The sequence below is a fragment of the Variovorax sp. AC194 genome (genome assembly GCF_979257995.1).
In genome coordinates, this window is record NZ_OZ409823.1 from 5,608,810 (window position 1) to 5,623,773 (window position 14,964).

Sequence of the window (14,964 nt, forward strand, 5' to 3'; positions counted from 1 at the left end):
CGGGGCGACGGTAATATGCGCGACCTCCCCCGTCCCCGCCCCTCGCTCCTCGCGCCCCTCCCATGCCCTCCCCGAAAAGCACGGCCTTTCCCTCCGCCGTGCAGGCCGTCCTGCTGTTCGTGGCGCTGTTTCTCTGCGAGCTCGTCGTGGGCGCCGCGCTGCGCGATGCGAACGGCTGGCTCGGGCTGAACGGCATGCAGCTGGGCGTGCTCTCCACCGTGCTGGGCAACGGCTGCGTGTTCGCGGTGGTGATGCACTACCAGCAGCTCACCTACCGCCAGCTCTTCCACGCCTCGCCGATGTCCGTGCGGGCGACGCTCACGATGGTCGTGCCCCCGGTGCTGCTGCTCGTGCCGGCGCTGATGGTGACGGTGATCACGGCGCTCAACCTGCTGGTGCTGGTCGCGCCGCTCTCGCCGTGGGAAGAGTCGCTGTTCAGCCGCATGGCCGACGGCAGCGTCGCGGCCACGCTGGCGGTGTGCGTCGTGGCGCCGCTGCTGGAGGAAATGCTGTTCCGCGGCATCGTGCTGCGCGGCTTCCTGCAGCGCTATGCACGCTGGCATGCCATCGTCGGCTCGGCTGTGCTGTTCGGGGCCGCGCACCTGAACATCTACCAGTTCCTCGTCGGGCTGGTGCTGGGCCTGGTGCTCGGCTGGCTCTACGAGCGCACCCGCTCGCTCATTCCGTGCGTCGCGCTGCACGCCACCTACAACACCGGCACCTTGTTCGTCGGCGACTGGCCCACGGACGCGTCCAGGGCGGACGCGGTGTGGACCCTGCTGCTGGTCGTTGTGGCGGCCGTCGTGGGTGCGCTGGCGTTGCGGCGCCTGCTGGTCACGCCGGGGGCAGGCAAGCCCCGGCGCTGAGCCGTCAGGGCTAGCGCTGCACCGGCGGCAGCGGCCGCGCATCCACCGCCTCGCCATCGACGATGAAGTGCCCGCCCGCCACGTGATGCAGCGTGCGCAGGTCGTCGTGGCCGGTGAAGTTCCAGCGCCCGTCGGCGAACACGCGCGCATCGGCCTGCGCGGCGATCACTTCGCCGAGGAACAGGTCGTAGCGCTCCTGGATCGGCGGCTCGGGGAGCAACCGGCATTCGAGCCACGCGGCGCAGCCTTCGAGCAGCGGCGCCTCGGTCGCGGTGCCCGCAAAAGTCTCGAGGCCATACGCGGCGAACTTGTCGCGCCCCGAGGTCTCGACGATCTCGCGGCCCGAACTGTTGCCCAGCGCCTCCGTGAGGTCGAGCTGTGCGCGCGTGGGCACCTGCAGCGCGAAGGTGCCCGCGCCTTCGAGCAGCACGCGCGTCCAGGTGCTCTTGTCGAGCACCACGGCCACCTTGGGCGGATCGAAGTCGAGCGGCATCGCCCACGCGGCGGCCATGATGTTGCGCTGCCCGCCGTGCGCGGCGCTCACGAGCACGGTGGGGCCGTGGTTGAGCAGGCGGTAGGCCTTGGCGAGCGGAACGGGGCGGCGGTGGGAGGACAAGGACGAGGACGAGGAGGCGTTCATGAAGTCGTCGGAGAATGAAGTAGAAACCGGGGCGGCAGCGGCGGCAAGCGTCGCACAAAGCCCGCCCTTCGTCATCCTCTGCCCGGAGCGCCCCTTCATGGAACCCTCGAAAGCCAGCTACACCGCCCTCGTCACCTCGCTGATGCGCGCGCTTCACACGCGCAGCGACCCGGCGCCGCTGCTGGACGACCCGTGGGGCGACCGCCTCGTGCCCGAGTCCGTGCAGGCCGGCCTGCGCGACCGGGCGATGGCGCGGCTGGACCCCGCTGAGCGCGCCGAGGCCGCGCCGGCCAGGGTGCTGGACGCCGCGATGCGCGCGAACGCCGCTTACCCCGGCGTCATTTTGCGAAGCCGCTACACCGAAGACATGCTGGAGGCCGCGGTCGCGCGCGGCATCGCGCAGTACGTGCTCATCGGCGCGGGCTTCGACAGTTTTCTCTGCCGCCGCCCGGCCTGGGCCGAAGGGCTGCAGGTCTACGAAGTGGACCACCCCGCGACGCAGCAGTTGAAGCGCGAGCGCCTGCGGCACTGCGGCATCGCCGAATCCGACGACGTGCATTTCGTGGCGGCGGACCTCGCCGAGGAGACGCTGCAGTCGGCCCTCGCGCGCTCATCCTTCGATCCGGCGCAGCCCACCTTCTTCTCGTGGCTCGGCGTCACCGTGTACCTCACGCGCGAGGCCAACCTCGCGACGCTGCGTGCCATCGCCACCGTTGCGCCGGCGGGGAGCGAGCTGGTCTTCACCTACATCGACGAAGTGGCGCTGCAGCCCGGCCATGCGGGCACCGAGGGGTTCCGGAAACTCCGCAGCGATGTGTCCGGCGTGGGTGAGGCGTTTCTCTCGGGCTTCGATCCGGCGACGCTCGGTGCGCTGCTGCTGGAGACCGGCTTGGTGCTGACGGAAGACCTGGACGGAGAACAGACCGTGGCCCGCTACGACGCGGCGGGTACCAACGGCCTGCAGCGGCAGCGGGCCGGCGCGGGGCACATCGCTCACGCGCGCGTGGATGCACGCGTGGTCAGCGCCGCGCCGCCCGCCGCCTGAACTCGCCCGGCTGTACGGCTACAACGCGGCGATCTCCTGCGTGACCCGCAGGAATTTCTCCATGTCCGCCATCGAGTGGCAATGCAGCGGCGAGACGCGCACCGTGCCTTCGAGCCCGAAGGATTCGAGCATCCGCTTCGAGTAGATGCTGCTCGCCACGCGCTCGTACACGGTGACGCCGCGCTTGCCGTACTCGACCACCGCCTGCGTGCAGTCGATGCGGTCGAAGCCGATGCCCAGGATCAGGTCGCGCCGGGTCAGGTCTTCGTGGTCGAGGAACACCTGGGCGCCGCGCATTTCGCGCAGGCCTGTCGCATCGCCCGTGCCGTCGAGCAGCGCCGCGAGCAGCGCGCGCTCGTGCAGCTCGATGCGGCCGATGCCTTCGACGAACAGCGCGCGGCGCTCGGTGGCATCTGTGAACTGGCCGCCGATCCAGCAGACGTAGTCCACGATCTCCGTGAGCGCGGCGAACTGCCACGGCGCGGAACTGCCCAGGTCCCAGTAGTCCGGCTTCTTGCCCGCGAGCTTGTGGTGCGGCAGCACGGCCGCGCGCTCGGACACCCACGAGAGCCCCGAGCCGCGGCAGCCGAAGAACTTGTAGGGCGCGAGGTTGATGCCATCGACCGGCGTCTTCTGCAAATCGATGAGGCCGTGCGGCGCATGCTGCACCGCGTCCACGAGGATGTAGAGATCGGGCTTGATGGCGCGCGCGCGGCGCACGATCTCGGCCATGTCGAGCTTGGCGCCCGAGATGTTCGAGGCGTAGATCACGTTCAGGAGGCAGGTGTCCTTGTCGATGAGGCGCACGATCTCCTCGACATCGACGCCGCCCGTCACCGGGTTGCTCTTCGCCACGCGCAGCTCGCGGCCGAGCCGGCTCGCGTAGAGGCTCATCGCATCGAAGGCAGAGGGGTGCTCCAGCACCGTCGTGACCATGTTCGTGCCGGCCACGTTCTCGGCCACCGCGCGCACCATGTCGAACATGGCGCCCGAGGCGGTGAGCGAGGCGTAGACGCTGCCGCCCTTTGCATTGAGGATGGTGCGCAAGTCGTCGGCCGCCTTCGCCTGGATCTGCTGCAGCTCGACCGCCGTCGCGTGGATGCGCTCGGCGTTGTCGGGAATCGCATCAACCTGTGCGAAGCGCTCGGCCGCAGCCTTCAGGCGAAACGAGCCGCCCGCGTTGTCGAAGTAGAGGCGCTCGCGGCCGTGGTGATCGTGGTCCACGAGCAGGAAGCGCGCCTTCACCTCGCGCATCAGCGCATCGGAAAACGCGAGGCCGCGGGGGTGGTTGTCAAGCGTGGTCGCCATGTGCTCAGACGCCCTTGTTGTTGGGGTTCTTGTAGATGTCGCGCACCGCGTCGGACATCGGGAAATTCAGGTTCGCGTTCTTCGGCGGAATCGGCGACATGAACCACTTCGCATACAGCTGCTCGATGGCGCCCGACTTCATGAGGCCGGTGACCGTTTCATCGACCAGCGCCTTGAATTGCGGATCGTCCTTGCGCAGCATGATCCCGTAGGGCTCCTGGCGCAGCGACTCCTTCAGCAGCTTGTACTCGCCCGGATTGGTGGCGCTGGCGACCATGCCGGCGAGCTGCACGTCGTCCAGCACGTAGGCATCGGCGCGGCCGGTGGAGAGCAGCAGGAAGCCGTCTGAGGTGTCCTTGCCCGCGATCTCGTTGACTTCGATCGTGCCGCTCTTGCGCGCACCGCGCAGCAGCTGGATCGAGGTGCTGCCCGAGACGGTGGCCACGTTCTTGCCGTTGAGGTCGGCCAGGGTGTTGATGCCCGAGCTCTTGCGCACCGCGGCGGTGATGTTGGTGACGAAATGGCTCGGCGCGAAATCGACCTGCGCCTGGCGCTGCGTGGTGTTGGTGGTGGTCGCGCAATCCAGGTCGACCGTGCCGTTCTGCAAGAGTGGAATGCGGTTGGTCGAATTGAGCATCGTGTAGCGCACGTCGAGCTTCGCAAGGCCGAGCTTGGCCTTCACCGCATCGACGATCTTCAGGCAGATGTCGTTGGTGAAGCCGATGGGCGCGCTGTCGGCGCTCAGCTTGTAGGAGAACGGGATCTGGCTGTCGCGCGCGCCGATCTGGATCGTGCCGCTCTCCTTGATCTTCTGCAGGGTGCCGCCGTCCTGGGCGCTGGCGGCGCCGCAGGCGAAGGCGAGGGAGAGTCCCAGGGCAAGGACAGAAGGCAGCTTGACGAAGTCCATGGCGTGTATTCCTTGGTTTGCAGACGGAGGGGTGGGCTGGGCGAATCTTCTGCGTCTCGATGAATTTCTAAAAGCGATTTTTTGTGATCGAATTGCATGAACAAAAGCGTTCTGTCAGGCAGTTTTCACAGGAGACCCGCACCGTGATGACCTTCAAGCAACTCGAAGCCCTCTACTGGATCGGCCAGCTCGGCGGCTTCGCGCAGGCCGCCAACCAGCTGCACACCTCCCAGTCGGCCGTCTCCAAGCGGGTGCACGAACTGGAGCTGCTGTTCGACACCGAGCTCTTCGACCGCAGCCAGCGCACCGCGCGCCTCACCGAAAAGGGCGAGGAGATGTTCGTGCTCGCCAAGCGCCTCCTGGAGCAGCGCGATGCCGCGGTCGAGCAGTTCGGCAAGCCCGGCGTGGTGGAGCGGCGCATCCGCATCGGCGTGACCGAGCTCACCGCGATGACGTGGCTGCCGCGCCTGGTCGGCCTCATCCAGCAGCACTACCCCAAGGTGATCCTGGAGCCCGACGTGGACGACAGCCTGCAGCTGCGCGACAAGCTCCTGGTCGATGCGCTCGACGTGGTCATCGTGCCCGACACCTTCGCCGACTCGCGCATGCAGAGCAAGGTCATCGGCAAGGTGAAGAGCGCGTGGATGTGCAAGCCCGGCGTGATTCCATCGGCCGCGGCGACGGGCACCGTGCGCCTGCACGACCTGGCGCGCCACCGCATGCTGGTGCAGGGCAACAACTCGGGCACCGGCCGCGCCTACGACGCATGGATGAAGGACCAGGGCGTGCAGCCTTCCAACGTGATCGTGGTGAGCAACCTCGTGGCGCTCACCGGCCTCACCGTGTCGGGACTGGGCGTGAGCTACCTGCCGCGCGAATGCCTCGCGCCGCTGGTGGCGGCCGGCATGCTCGCGGTGATCGAAGTGACGCCGCCGCTGCCGGTGGTGCGCTACGTGGCGATGCACAAGGGCGAGCACCGCAGCGCGCTCACCTCGTCGATCGTGATGCTGGCGCAGGAGTGCTGCGACTTCACGCGCATGTTCCAGGCGCAGGATTGAACCACTGGGGAGTGCGGGCGGCCTTGTTCGGGGGCGCGATCACGCCGACGGGGTACCTTGCTCCGCGAATGTCCCCCGCCTTCGGCTCCTCCTTGATTTCGCTGCGCAAGGCACCCCATCGGCGTGCTCGTTATTCAGCGCGGTCGTTGATCGGCCGCGAACCAGCAGCGCGTCCATGTGCGCAGGGCGTCGGGTGCTCCCCGCAGCGAAATCAAGGAGGAGGCCGCAGGCCGGGGGACATTCGCGGAGGGGAGCACCCGGCGGCCTGCGCACCCGCCCCGAATGACTTCAGCCCCCGCGCGTCAACATCCGCCCGGCACGCGCAAGCACGCGCGCTTCGGCCTCACCGCCGCGATACGCGAGCACGCCGTTCACGAACACACGCTCCACGCCCACGCTCACGCCGTGCGGCTTGTCGTAGGTCGCGGTGTCGGCGATGGTCTCGGGGTCGAACACCACCACGTCGGCCATCGTGCCGACGCGCAGCAGGCCGCGGTCCGCGATGCGCAGGTTGCGCGCGGTCATGCCGGTCATCTTGTGCACGGCCTGCTCCAGCGTGAAGAGGCGGCGCTGGCGCCAGTAGCGCGCGAACACGCGCGGGAACGCGCCCCACAGGCGCGGATGCGGATGCCGGTCGTGCGGCAGGCCGTCGCTGCCGATCATCGTGAGCGGGTGCGCGATGACGCGCTCCACGTCCTCCTCCTGCATCTGGAAATAGCAGGCGCCACCGGGCTTCAGGCGCAGGCACGCCGCCTGTTCGGTGATGCCCCATTCGCGCGCGATCTCGGACACGAGGCGTCCGGTCATCTCCGGATGCGGATCGGACCAGGTCAGCAGCACGTCGATGACGCCGTCCACCAGGTCTTCGCGCAGCACGGTCGAGCCGGCCACGTAGGGGTACACGTCCATCGCGATCTGCTGGCGCTGCGCGAGCGATTCGATCAGCGGCAGCGTCTCTTTCGTGCGGCCCCAGTTCGCGGGGCCGGCGCACTTGTGGTGCGAAATGACCAGCGGCACACCGGCATTGAAAGCCGAGTCGCCGGCCTCGTGCAGCGCCTCGATGATCTGCTGCATCTCGCTGCGCAGGTGCGTGGCGTACACGCCGCCGTGCCGCGCGACCACGCGCGCGAGCGCGGTCACTTCCTCGGCCGGCGCGGCAAAGGCCTCTTCGTAGAAGAGGCCCGAGGACATGCCGTGCGCGCCATCCGCCATGCAGCTGTCGAGCAGCGCTTCCATGCGCGCGAGCTCCTCGCCGCTCGCGGGACGGTCGAGCGCCTGCATCGTCGCGAAGCGCAGCGTGGTGTGGCCGACGAGCGCGGCCACATTGAGCGCGGGCTGCGTCGCATCGACGGCGGCGCGGTACTCGGCCATCGTCGAGTGCCTGAACGAATCGGCGCCCAGCAGCGTGAGCGGCGGTTTCGATTGCGGCGTGCGGTACGGCGCGAGCGAGATGCCGCAGTTGCCCGTCACCACCGTGGTGATGCCCTGCGACACCTTCGGCAGGCACAGCGGGTCGCGCAGCACGATCGCATCGTCGTGCGTGTGCGCGTCGATGAAGCCGGGGGCGATCACTTTCGCGCGGCAGTCGACGATGTCGAGATCAGCGACGCTCAGGCCCTCGGGCAGCCGCCCGCGCAAGCCCTCGCCGAGCGCGAGGATGCGGTCGCCCTGCAACAGAACGTCGCCGGGCCACGAGGGTCCGCCCGAACCGTCGACCACGAGGCCGGCTTCGAGCAATATGGCCTTTACGGCGTTCGGCTCGCTCACGATGCGCGCCCTCCCTTTTCGTTGATGCCGCCGCCGTCCCAGCTTTGCAGCGGGTGCGTGGTGGCGTCGATGCCATGGCGTTGGAAGGCTTCGCGCGCGCGCTGCAGGCGCTGCACCGCGGGCTCGCCGCGGCGTTGCGCGACCAGCACCGTGAGGATCTCGATGGCCGTGAGGTGCGTGAGGTAGGCATCGATGCCCACGTGCATCACCGCGTCGTCGGGCACCGAGAGGCCCAGCAAAAAGTCGGCCTTCGCCGCGAGCGCCGTGCCGGGCCGCGTGAGCGCGACCACCTTGGCGCCCTGCCCGCGTGCGATGTCCACCGCGTCGAGCAGCGAGGGCATGCCGCCCACGTGCGAGATGGCGATCACCACGCCGCCCGGCCGCTGCGCCGCGCCGGCCACCTGCTGCAGGTGGTAGTCGGCCCAGGCGTTGGCCGAGAGGCCGAGGCGAAAGAGCCGCGCCTGCAGGTCGTTGGCCATGAACCACGAGGTGGCGCCCGCGCCATACAGGTCCACATGCGGCGCGGCCGCGATGGCGGCCACGGCGCCGTCGAGCACCTGCATGTCGAGCTGGCCGCGCACGCCCGAGACCGAGGCCGCGGCGCTGCGCGCGATCTTGCCGACCACTTCGTCGGCCGCGTCCTCGATGTTCACGCGGCGGTGCAGCGGCGAGCCGCCGAGCGCGAGCTCCTGCGCGAGCGCGAGCTTGAACTCGCGCAGGCCCGCGAAGCCGAGGTCCCGGCAGGTGCGCATGATGGTGGGCACCGAGCTGCGCGAGCGCTCGGCCAGCTGCTCGAAGCTCTCTTCGAGCACGCGGTCGGGGTCTTCCAGGATCAGGTCCAGGATCGCGCGCCGCGTTGCCGGGGCGCTGCTGCGGATCTGCGCGATCTTCTGGAGCAGGGAGGGGGCCATCGGTGTGCGCGTTTTCAGAAGTGCATGGCGACGGCGTCGCTCACGCGGTAGTCGTTCTCGACGATGGGCATCCAGTGCCATTTGTCGAAGGTGGTGCAGGGGTGCGAGATGCCCAGGCCCACGCGGTCGCCGACCTTGGGCGCATCCGCCTCCTCGCTGGCCTCCCAGCGCAGGTACGCATGCTGGTCGTTGAGCGCGGTGATCTTCCAGCCGGCGGGCACGGCCTGCGCTTCGAGCGCGCCGCGTGCCGCGCGCGCGATGGGCACGGGCATCGAGAGGTCGAACGAGATGTCGCGCTTGCCCACGGCAAGGATCGCCAGGCCCGGCTCGGGGCGCGATTGCACCGTGGCCCAGACCTCCATCGCGGGACGCAGGCTCTCGCCGCAGTCGCAGCCCAGGCGCTCATCGACCGCGCTGACCATGCGCTTGTAGAAGCCATGGTCGTGCGTGACGTAGCAGCCCGAGCGCAAGAGGCCGCGCACCGGCGAGCCCAGCGCGGGCTTCAGGCGCCCGGCCACCAGATCGAAGATGGCCGAGCCGCCGGCCGAGACCAGCACCTCGTCGGTCTCGAAGAGTTTCTGCGTATCGCAGTGGCGCGCGATGGCTTCCACGCGGTCCATCAGCGTGTTGGCATACGCGGTGTCGGGCTCGCTCACGCCGGTGGCGCCCTGCCCTTCGTAGGTCTCGATGCCGACGAGCTTCGCGGCATCGCTCGCGCGCAGGCGCGTGGCGAGCGTCACCGCTTCTTCGTGCGTGCGGCAGCCGGTGCGCGCGCCTTCGACGCCGATCTCGATCATCACGTCGAACGGCACGCTCGCGGGATGGCGCTTCGCCCAGTCCTCGATGAGGCCGAGCTGCGCGAGCGAATCGACCAGGAACACGATGCGCAGGCCCGCATTCGCGCGCAGCAGCAGCTGGATGCCCGCGAGGTCTTCGTCGCTCACCACCTGGTTGGCGATGAGCGTGCGGCGCGCGCCGGCCGCCACGCCCACGGCCAGCTGCGTGACGGTCGCGAAGGTCAGGCCCCACGCGCCCGCGTCCAGCTGGCGCTGGAAGAGCTGCGGCGACATGCTGGTCTTGCCGTGCGGCGCGAGGTCGATGCCCCACTCGCGCACGCGCGACTGCATCCATGCGAGGTTGTGCTCCAGCGCCTCGCGCTTGAGGATGGCGAGCGGCAGCGGCAGGTCGCCGGCCAGCACGTTCCAGCCGGCGGCGCCGACCTCGCTGCGCAGGCGCGGCGGCTGGGTGCGCGGGTAGCCCTTGAAGCTGCTGCCCAGCAGCGGGTCGGTGAAGCTCGTGGCGGTGGTAGTTGCGGTGTCTGTCATGGTCGTCATGCGGCGATGTTGGAGAGCAGTTCCTTGCGGATGCAGGCGCTGTAGTGTCCGGGGGAAATTTCGTCCAGCGGCGGCACGGTCTGCGCGCAGGCCTCGATGGCGTGCGGGCAGCGCGTGCGGAACACGCAGCCCGAGGGCGGCGAGATGGGGCTGGGAATATCGCCCTTCAGGGCAATGCGCTCGGTGGCGAGCGTGGGGTCGGGCTTCGGGCTCGCGGCCAGCAGCGCCTGGGTGTAGGGGTGCGCGGGGCGCGCGAAGAGTTCGTCGGTCTCGGCCACTTCCATCACCTTGCCCAGGTACAGCACCACCACGCGGTCGCACAGGTACTCGACCACATCCAGGTCGTGCGAGATGAAGAGCATGGTGAGGCCCAGGCGCTCGCGCAGGTCGGCCAGCAGGTTGATGACCTGCGATTGAATGGACACATCGAGCGCCGACAGCGGCTCGTCCGCCACGATGAATTCGGGCTCCACCGCGAGCGCGCGCGCCACGCCGATGCGCTGGCGCTGCCCGCCCGAGAACTCGTGCGGAAAGCGGCTCGCATGCTCGGCGCGCAGGCCCACGGTCTCCAGCAGTTCGGCGATGCGCTTGTCGCGCGCCGCCGCGCCCTTGTGCAGGCCATGCGTGGAAAGCGCTTCGCCCAGGATCGCGCTGATGCGCATCTTCGGGTTCAGGCTCGCATACGGGTCCTGGAAAATGATCTGCAGCTTGCTGCGGAGCTTGCGCATGCGCTCGCCCGAGAGCGCGCCGATGTCCTCGCCGCGGTAGAGCACCTGGCCCTCGGTGCGCTCGACCAGCCGCAGCACGGTGCGGCCGATGGTGCTCTTGCCCGAGCCCGATTCGCCGACCAGGCCCAGCGTTTCGCCGGGCTGGATCGCGAACGACACGTCGTCGACCGCGCGCACCGGGCGGTCGCTGCTGCCGAAGTATTTCTTGAGTCCGCGGACTTCGATGAGGGGAGGAGAGGAAGAAGAGGAAGAAGAAATGGCGGTCATGCGACCCTCGCGAGTGGGGCATCGGGCTGCACGCGAATGCAGCGGGCCTGGCGGCCCGGGCGGATGTCGATGAGCGGCGGGATCGCGGCGCTGCAGCCGGCCAGCGCCAGGTCGCAACGCGGCTCGAAGGCGCAGCCGGGCGGCGGCGCGAGCGGGCTCGATACCTGCCCGCGGATCGCGAACAGGCGCTTGGGCTTCGGTTGCCCCGGAACGCGCGCCTTGCCCGGAAGGCACGCCAGGAGGCCCTGCGTGTACGGGTGCTCCGGCTGCGCGAACAGCGGCCGCACGGGCGCGCTCTCGACCACGCGGCCCGCGTACAGCACCACCACGTCGTCCGCATGGTGCGCGACCACGCCCAGGTTGTGGGTGATGAAGAGGATGCTCATGCCCGTCTCGGCCTGCAGCCGCCGCATGAGTTCGAGGATCTGCGCCTGGATGGTCACGTCCAGCGCGGTGGTGGGCTCGTCGGCGATCAAAAGCGTCGGGTCGCAGGCCATCGCGAGCGCGATCATCACGCGCTGGCGCATGCCGCCCGAGAGCTGGTGCGGGTACTCGTGCAGGCGCTGCGCCGCGGCCGGAATTTCCACCAGCTCCAGCATGCGCAGCGCATGCGCGAGCGCGGCCTTGCGGTCCAGCCCCTTGTGCAGCCGCACGCTCTCGGCGATCTGCTCGCCGATGGTGAAGACCGGGTTCAGGCTGGTCATCGGCTCCTGGAAGATCATCGACAGCTGGTTGCCGCGCAGCGACCGCATCTCGCGCTCGCCGATCTGCAGCAGGTCGAGCGTCTTGCCTTCGCGCGTGACGAAAGCGGCCGAGCCGCTGACCTGCGCGTTCGCGGTCTTGGGCAAGAGGCGCATCAGCGTGAGGCTGGTGACCGACTTGCCCGAGCCCGATTCGCCGACCAGCGCGGTCGTCTTGCCCGGCTGGATGGAGAAGCTCACATCGGCCACCGAACGGATCAGGCCGTCCTCGGTGGGGAAGCTGGTGCTCAGGTTGCTGACCGTCAAACGCGGTGTGTTGTTCGTGGGGTTCGTGGGGTTCGTCATCACGAGGTCTTCTTGAGCTTGGGGTCCAGCAGGTCGCGCACGCCGTCGCCGAGCAGCTGCAGCGAGAGCGCGGTGAAGATGATCGCGAGCCCCGGGAACAGCACCACCCAGAAGGCCTGGTGCGCGTACTGCTGGCTGCCCGCGACCATGGTGCCCCAGGTCGGAATCTCGGGCGGCACGCCGACGCCGAGGAACGAGAGCCCCGCCTCGGCCAGGATCGCGTAGGCGAAGATGAACGACACCTGCACGAGGATCGGCGACATCAGGTTCGGCAATATGTGCCGCCACAGGATGCGCGAGGTGCGCACGCCCAGCGCGCGCACCGCCTCGACGAACAGCAGCTCCCGCACCACCAGCGTGGAAGCCCGCACCACCCGCGCCACGCGCGGCGTGTACACCAGCACCAGCGCGAGCACGGTGTTCATCAGCGAAGGCCCGAGGATCGCGACCAGTGCGATGGCCAGGAGGATGTCGGGGAAGGACATCATCGCGTCGACCACGCGCATGAGCGGCGTGTCGAGCCGGCGAAAGAACCCCGCCATCAGCCCCAGCACCGTGCCGGCGATGACCGAGCCCAGCGCGGTGAGCGCCGCGATGGCCAGCGAGTAGCGCGCGCCGTGCACGATGCGCGAATAGAGGTCGCGGCCGAGCTCGTCGGTGCCGAGCAAATGCGCGGCGCTCGGCGCCTTCAGGCGGTCGAGCACTGCTGTGTCGTTGGGGTCGATGGAGGCGAACAGCGGCGCGCCGATGGCGAGCACCGCGATCACCAGCAGCACCAGCGCGGAGACCATCACGATGCGGCGGTGCATCAGCTGGCGGAGCATTCTTGGCATCTGCATTTTCTTTTTCCCTCAGACCTTCACGCGCGGATCGACGACGGCATACAGCAGGTCGATCGAGAAATTGATGAGCACGTAGATCGCGGCAATCACGAGCAGCGCCCCTTGAATGACGGGGTAATCGCGCCGCAGCACCGCGCTCACCACGAGGTTGCCGACGCCCGGCAGGCCGAACACCGTCTCGGTGATGACGGCGCCGCCGATCATCAGCGCGACCGTGAGGCCGATCACCGTGACGATGGGCACCAGCGCATTGCGCAGCGCGTGCTTGAGCACCACCTTGCTTTCGGAGAGGCCCTTGGAGCGCGCGGTGCGCACGTAGTCTTCGCCGAGCACGTCGAGCATCGAGGCGCGCGTGAAGCGGATGATGAGCGCCGAGTTCAACAGGCCCAGCACCGCGGCCGGCAGCACCAGCGCATGCAGTCGCTCGGCCAGCGCCGCATCGGGCGCGCCGTAGCCCGACACCGGGAACCAGCCGAACGACACCGCGAAGATCTGGATCAGCACGATGCCCAGCCAGAAGCTCGGAATGCTCGCGCCGAGCATCGCGATGCCGGTGAACAGCTGGTCGACCACGCGCCCGCGAAACACCGCCGACACGATACCGCAGGGCACGCCGATCAGTGCCGCGACGGCCACGGCCATGAGCGCGAGCAGCGTGGTGGGCTCGGCGCGCTCCCACAGCGCCTGCGTCACCGGGCGCTGCAGGAAGATCGACGTGCCCAGGTTGCCCTGCAGCACTTCGCGCAGCCAGTAGCCGAACTGCACGGGCAGCGGTTTGTCCAGGCCGTACTCCTTCTGCACGCGCGCGATGTCGGCGGCCGTGGCCTGGTCGCCCAGCAGCACCGAGACCGGGTCGCCCGACGCGGCGCGCGTGAGCACGAAGACCAGCACCGCCACGATGGCGAGCACGACGAGCATGCCGCCCGCGCGGGAGGCGATGTAGCGCAGCGGCGCACTTTTCATCTTCATCATCACGACGAGAACTCGATGGCGGCCGCGCTGCCCACGGCCACGTACTGGCCGGTGAACTGGATGTCGCCCTTCTTCACGCGGAACACTGTGACGTTGTCGCCCTGCTTGTTGTGGCACACGTAGAGAAAGCGCCCGCTCGGATCGAGCGTGCAGCTGCGCGGGTAGTTGCCGCGCGTCCACTCCTCGCGCACGAGCGTGGGCGCGCCGGTGCGGGCATCGACCTTGAAGAGCGAGATCGAATCGTGCAGCCGGTTGAGCGACACGAAGTGCTGGCCGTCCGGCAGCATGCGGATGCCCGAGGCGTAGCTGGTGCCCTTGAAGCCCCTGGGCAGCGCCGAGGTTTCGCTCACGAGCGTGAGCACGCCGGTGGCGCTGTCGTAGCGCATGAAGGCGATGGTCGAGGCTTCCTCGTTCACGAGGTAGAGCCACTTGCCGTTCGGATGAAAGACGAAGTGGCGCGCGCCCGAGCTTTCGGACACGGCGACCGTGCTCGGCTCGCTGAGCACGCCGGTGATGCGGTCGAAGCGGTACGAGATCACGCGATCGAGGCCGAGGTCTGCGACCAGCACGAAGTTGCCGGTCGGATCGCTGTGCACCATGTGCGCATGCGGGCCGTCGTGGTCGCTCGTGGCAAAGCCTTCGTGCGAGCGGGCCGCGGCCGGCACCACGTCGGCGCCCGGCTTGCAGGGCGTGGCGCCGCAGGCGGCCGCGTCCTTGTAGACGACGGCGGCGACGTCCGGATCGAAGCCGCCGTCGGTGCGCAGCGCGATCACGCTCACATCGCCGCTCGCGTAGTTCGCGGTGAAGAGAAAGCGCCCGTCGGGATGCACGCTGATGTACGCCGGGTCCTTGCCGCCGCAGGCCATTTCGGCCACGAACGACAGCGCGCCACGGTCGCTGGTGCTTGTGCCGATGCGGAAGGCGGAAACAGAGCCCGCCTCGAACTCGTTGGCCGCATAGAGCATCGGCAGCTTCGGGTGCCGCGCGAGCGATGCGGGGTTGCGCAGCTTGGCGCTATCGCCGGTGCTCGCCACCGCAGGCGGCGCGCCGGGGATGGGCTTGAGCGCGCCGGTCGCGCCGTCCACCACGAACTGGTGGACGCCCAGGCCGCGCCCGCCGCGCCACGGCTTGCCGCCGTCGCTGTAGGTGCCGACGTAGGCATACACGGGACCCGACGCAGCGGCCTGTGCGGTGGAGGTCGTGAGACCCAGGGCTCCGAGGCCGGAGGCCAGTGCGCTGGCTTGCAGAAGTTGGCGACGCGATGGCATGGCGG

General features: G+C 69.1%; 14 protein-coding genes. 3 read left to right on the top strand and 11 right to left on the bottom strand.

What is annotated here, in order from left to right; translation table 11 throughout:
* Positions 1-62 precede the first annotated feature (62 nt).
* Positions 63-866, top strand: a complete 804-nt coding sequence (locus ACZYRS_RS26620) for a lysostaphin resistance A-like protein (protein WP_463421625.1) — start codon at positions 63-65, stop codon at positions 864-866.
* 10 nt (positions 867-876) lie between these two features.
* On the opposite strand, the gene ACZYRS_RS26625 is transcribed toward ACZYRS_RS26620, so the two are convergent.
* Positions 877-1,506 (bottom strand): flavin reductase family protein, encoded by a 630-nt coding sequence (locus ACZYRS_RS26625; protein WP_463421626.1) that lies wholly within the window; start codon positions 1,504-1,506, stop codon positions 877-879.
* A gap of 97 nt (positions 1,507-1,603) precedes the next feature.
* Between ACZYRS_RS26625 and ACZYRS_RS26630 the strand changes: the two genes are divergently transcribed.
* Positions 1,604-2,551, top strand: coding sequence for a class I SAM-dependent methyltransferase (locus ACZYRS_RS26630; protein ID WP_463421627.1), 948 nt, complete (start codon positions 1,604-1,606; stop codon positions 2,549-2,551).
* An 18-nt stretch (positions 2,552-2,569) separates the two neighbouring features.
* Here the strand turns inward: ACZYRS_RS26630 and ACZYRS_RS26635 are convergent, their stop codons facing one another.
* A complete protein-coding gene (locus ACZYRS_RS26635; RefSeq protein WP_463421628.1) occupies positions 2,570-3,859 on the bottom strand; it encodes an aminotransferase class V-fold PLP-dependent enzyme in 1,290 nt (429 codons plus the stop codon).
* Between the two features lie 4 nt (positions 3,860-3,863).
* On the bottom strand, positions 3,864-4,766 hold the full coding sequence (locus tag ACZYRS_RS26640) for an amino acid ABC transporter substrate-binding protein (protein WP_463421629.1): 903 nt from the start codon (positions 4,764-4,766) through the stop codon (positions 3,864-3,866).
* Positions 4,767-4,912: 146 nt separating this feature from the next.
* Between ACZYRS_RS26640 and ACZYRS_RS26645 the strand changes: the two genes are divergently transcribed.
* Positions 4,913-5,824, top strand: coding sequence for a LysR family transcriptional regulator (locus ACZYRS_RS26645; RefSeq protein ID WP_198785908.1), 912 nt, complete (start codon positions 4,913-4,915; stop codon positions 5,822-5,824).
* Between the two features lie 288 nt (positions 5,825-6,112).
* On the opposite strand, the gene ACZYRS_RS26650 is transcribed toward ACZYRS_RS26645, so the two are convergent.
* From ACZYRS_RS26650 to ACZYRS_RS26685, 8 genes are read right to left on the bottom strand one after another with little or no spacing between them, the layout of a single operon-like run.
* The gene (locus tag ACZYRS_RS26650; RefSeq protein ID WP_463421630.1) at positions 6,113-7,591 is read right to left on the bottom strand and encodes an N-acyl-D-amino-acid deacylase family protein; all 1,479 of its coding nucleotides are present in this window, start codon (positions 7,589-7,591) and stop codon (positions 6,113-6,115) included.
* Positions 7,588-8,502 carry a MurR/RpiR family transcriptional regulator gene (locus tag ACZYRS_RS26655; protein WP_198788859.1) on the bottom strand — a complete coding sequence of 305 codons (915 nt, stop codon included), beginning with the start codon at positions 8,500-8,502 and terminating at the stop codon, positions 7,588-7,590. The genes ACZYRS_RS26650 and ACZYRS_RS26655 overlap by 4 nt, the downstream gene beginning before the upstream one ends.
* Positions 8,503-8,516: 14 nt before the next feature.
* Positions 8,517-9,836 (bottom strand): amino acid deaminase, encoded by a 1,320-nt coding sequence (locus tag ACZYRS_RS26660; RefSeq protein WP_463421631.1) that lies wholly within the window; start codon positions 9,834-9,836, stop codon positions 8,517-8,519.
* A complete protein-coding gene (locus ACZYRS_RS26665; protein ID WP_463421632.1) occupies positions 9,833-10,831 on the bottom strand; it encodes an ABC transporter ATP-binding protein in 999 nt (332 codons plus the stop codon). Before ACZYRS_RS26665 ends, ACZYRS_RS26660 begins: the two co-directional genes overlap by 4 nt.
* The gene (locus ACZYRS_RS26670) at positions 10,828-11,877 is read right to left on the bottom strand and encodes an ABC transporter ATP-binding protein (protein ID WP_463421633.1); all 1,050 of its coding nucleotides are present in this window, start codon (positions 11,875-11,877) and stop codon (positions 10,828-10,830) included. Before ACZYRS_RS26670 ends, ACZYRS_RS26665 begins: the two co-directional genes overlap by 4 nt.
* Entirely contained in the window at positions 11,877-12,716 is an 840-nt protein-coding gene (locus ACZYRS_RS26675) for an ABC transporter permease (RefSeq protein ID WP_257865352.1), read from the bottom strand. Before ACZYRS_RS26675 ends, ACZYRS_RS26670 begins: the two co-directional genes overlap by 1 nt.
* 12 nt (positions 12,717-12,728) lie before the next feature.
* Positions 12,729-13,682: an ABC transporter permease gene (locus ACZYRS_RS26680; protein WP_463422541.1), complete on the bottom strand. Its 954-nt coding sequence runs from the start codon at positions 13,680-13,682 to the stop codon at positions 12,729-12,731.
* 8 nt (positions 13,683-13,690) lie between these two features.
* Entirely contained in the window at positions 13,691-14,959 is a 1,269-nt protein-coding gene (locus ACZYRS_RS26685; protein WP_463421634.1) for a lactonase family protein, read from the bottom strand.
* Positions 14,960-14,964 lie beyond the last annotated feature (5 nt).

Bases quoted from the DNA above. Each gene is read 5' to 3' on its own strand.
- ACZYRS_RS26620 (WP_463421625.1), top strand. From the start codon at position 63: ATGCCCTCCCCGAAAAGCACGGCCTTTCCCTCCGCCGTGCAGGCCGTC.
- ACZYRS_RS26625 (WP_463421626.1), bottom strand. From the start codon at position 1,506: ATGAACGCCTCCTCGTCCTCGTCCTTGTCCTCCCACCGCCGCCCCGTT.
- ACZYRS_RS26630 (WP_463421627.1), top strand. From the start codon at position 1,604: ATGGAACCCTCGAAAGCCAGCTACACCGCCCTCGTCACCTCGCTGATG.
- ACZYRS_RS26635 (WP_463421628.1), bottom strand. From the start codon at position 3,859: ATGGCGACCACGCTTGACAACCACCCCCGCGGCCTCGCGTTTTCCGAT.
- ACZYRS_RS26640 (WP_463421629.1), bottom strand. From the start codon at position 4,766: ATGGACTTCGTCAAGCTGCCTTCTGTCCTTGCCCTGGGACTCTCCCTC.
- ACZYRS_RS26645 (WP_198785908.1), top strand. From the start codon at position 4,913: ATGACCTTCAAGCAACTCGAAGCCCTCTACTGGATCGGCCAGCTCGGC.
- ACZYRS_RS26655 (WP_198788859.1), bottom strand. From the start codon at position 8,502: ATGGCCCCCTCCCTGCTCCAGAAGATCGCGCAGATCCGCAGCAGCGCC.
- ACZYRS_RS26660 (WP_463421631.1), bottom strand. From the start codon at position 9,836: ATGACGACCATGACAGACACCGCAACTACCACCGCCACGAGCTTCACC.
- ACZYRS_RS26665 (WP_463421632.1), bottom strand. From the start codon at position 10,831: ATGACCGCCATTTCTTCTTCCTCTTCTTCCTCTCCTCCCCTCATCGAA.
- ACZYRS_RS26670 (WP_463421633.1), bottom strand. From the start codon at position 11,877: ATGACGAACCCCACGAACCCCACGAACAACACACCGCGTTTGACGGTC.
- ACZYRS_RS26675 (WP_257865352.1), bottom strand. From the start codon at position 12,716: ATGCAGATGCCAAGAATGCTCCGCCAGCTGATGCACCGCCGCATCGTG.
- ACZYRS_RS26680 (WP_463422541.1), bottom strand. From the start codon at position 13,682: ATGAAAAGTGCGCCGCTGCGCTACATCGCCTCCCGCGCGGGCGGCATG.
- ACZYRS_RS26685 (WP_463421634.1), bottom strand. From the start codon at position 14,959: ATGCCATCGCGTCGCCAACTTCTGCAAGCCAGCGCACTGGCCTCCGGC.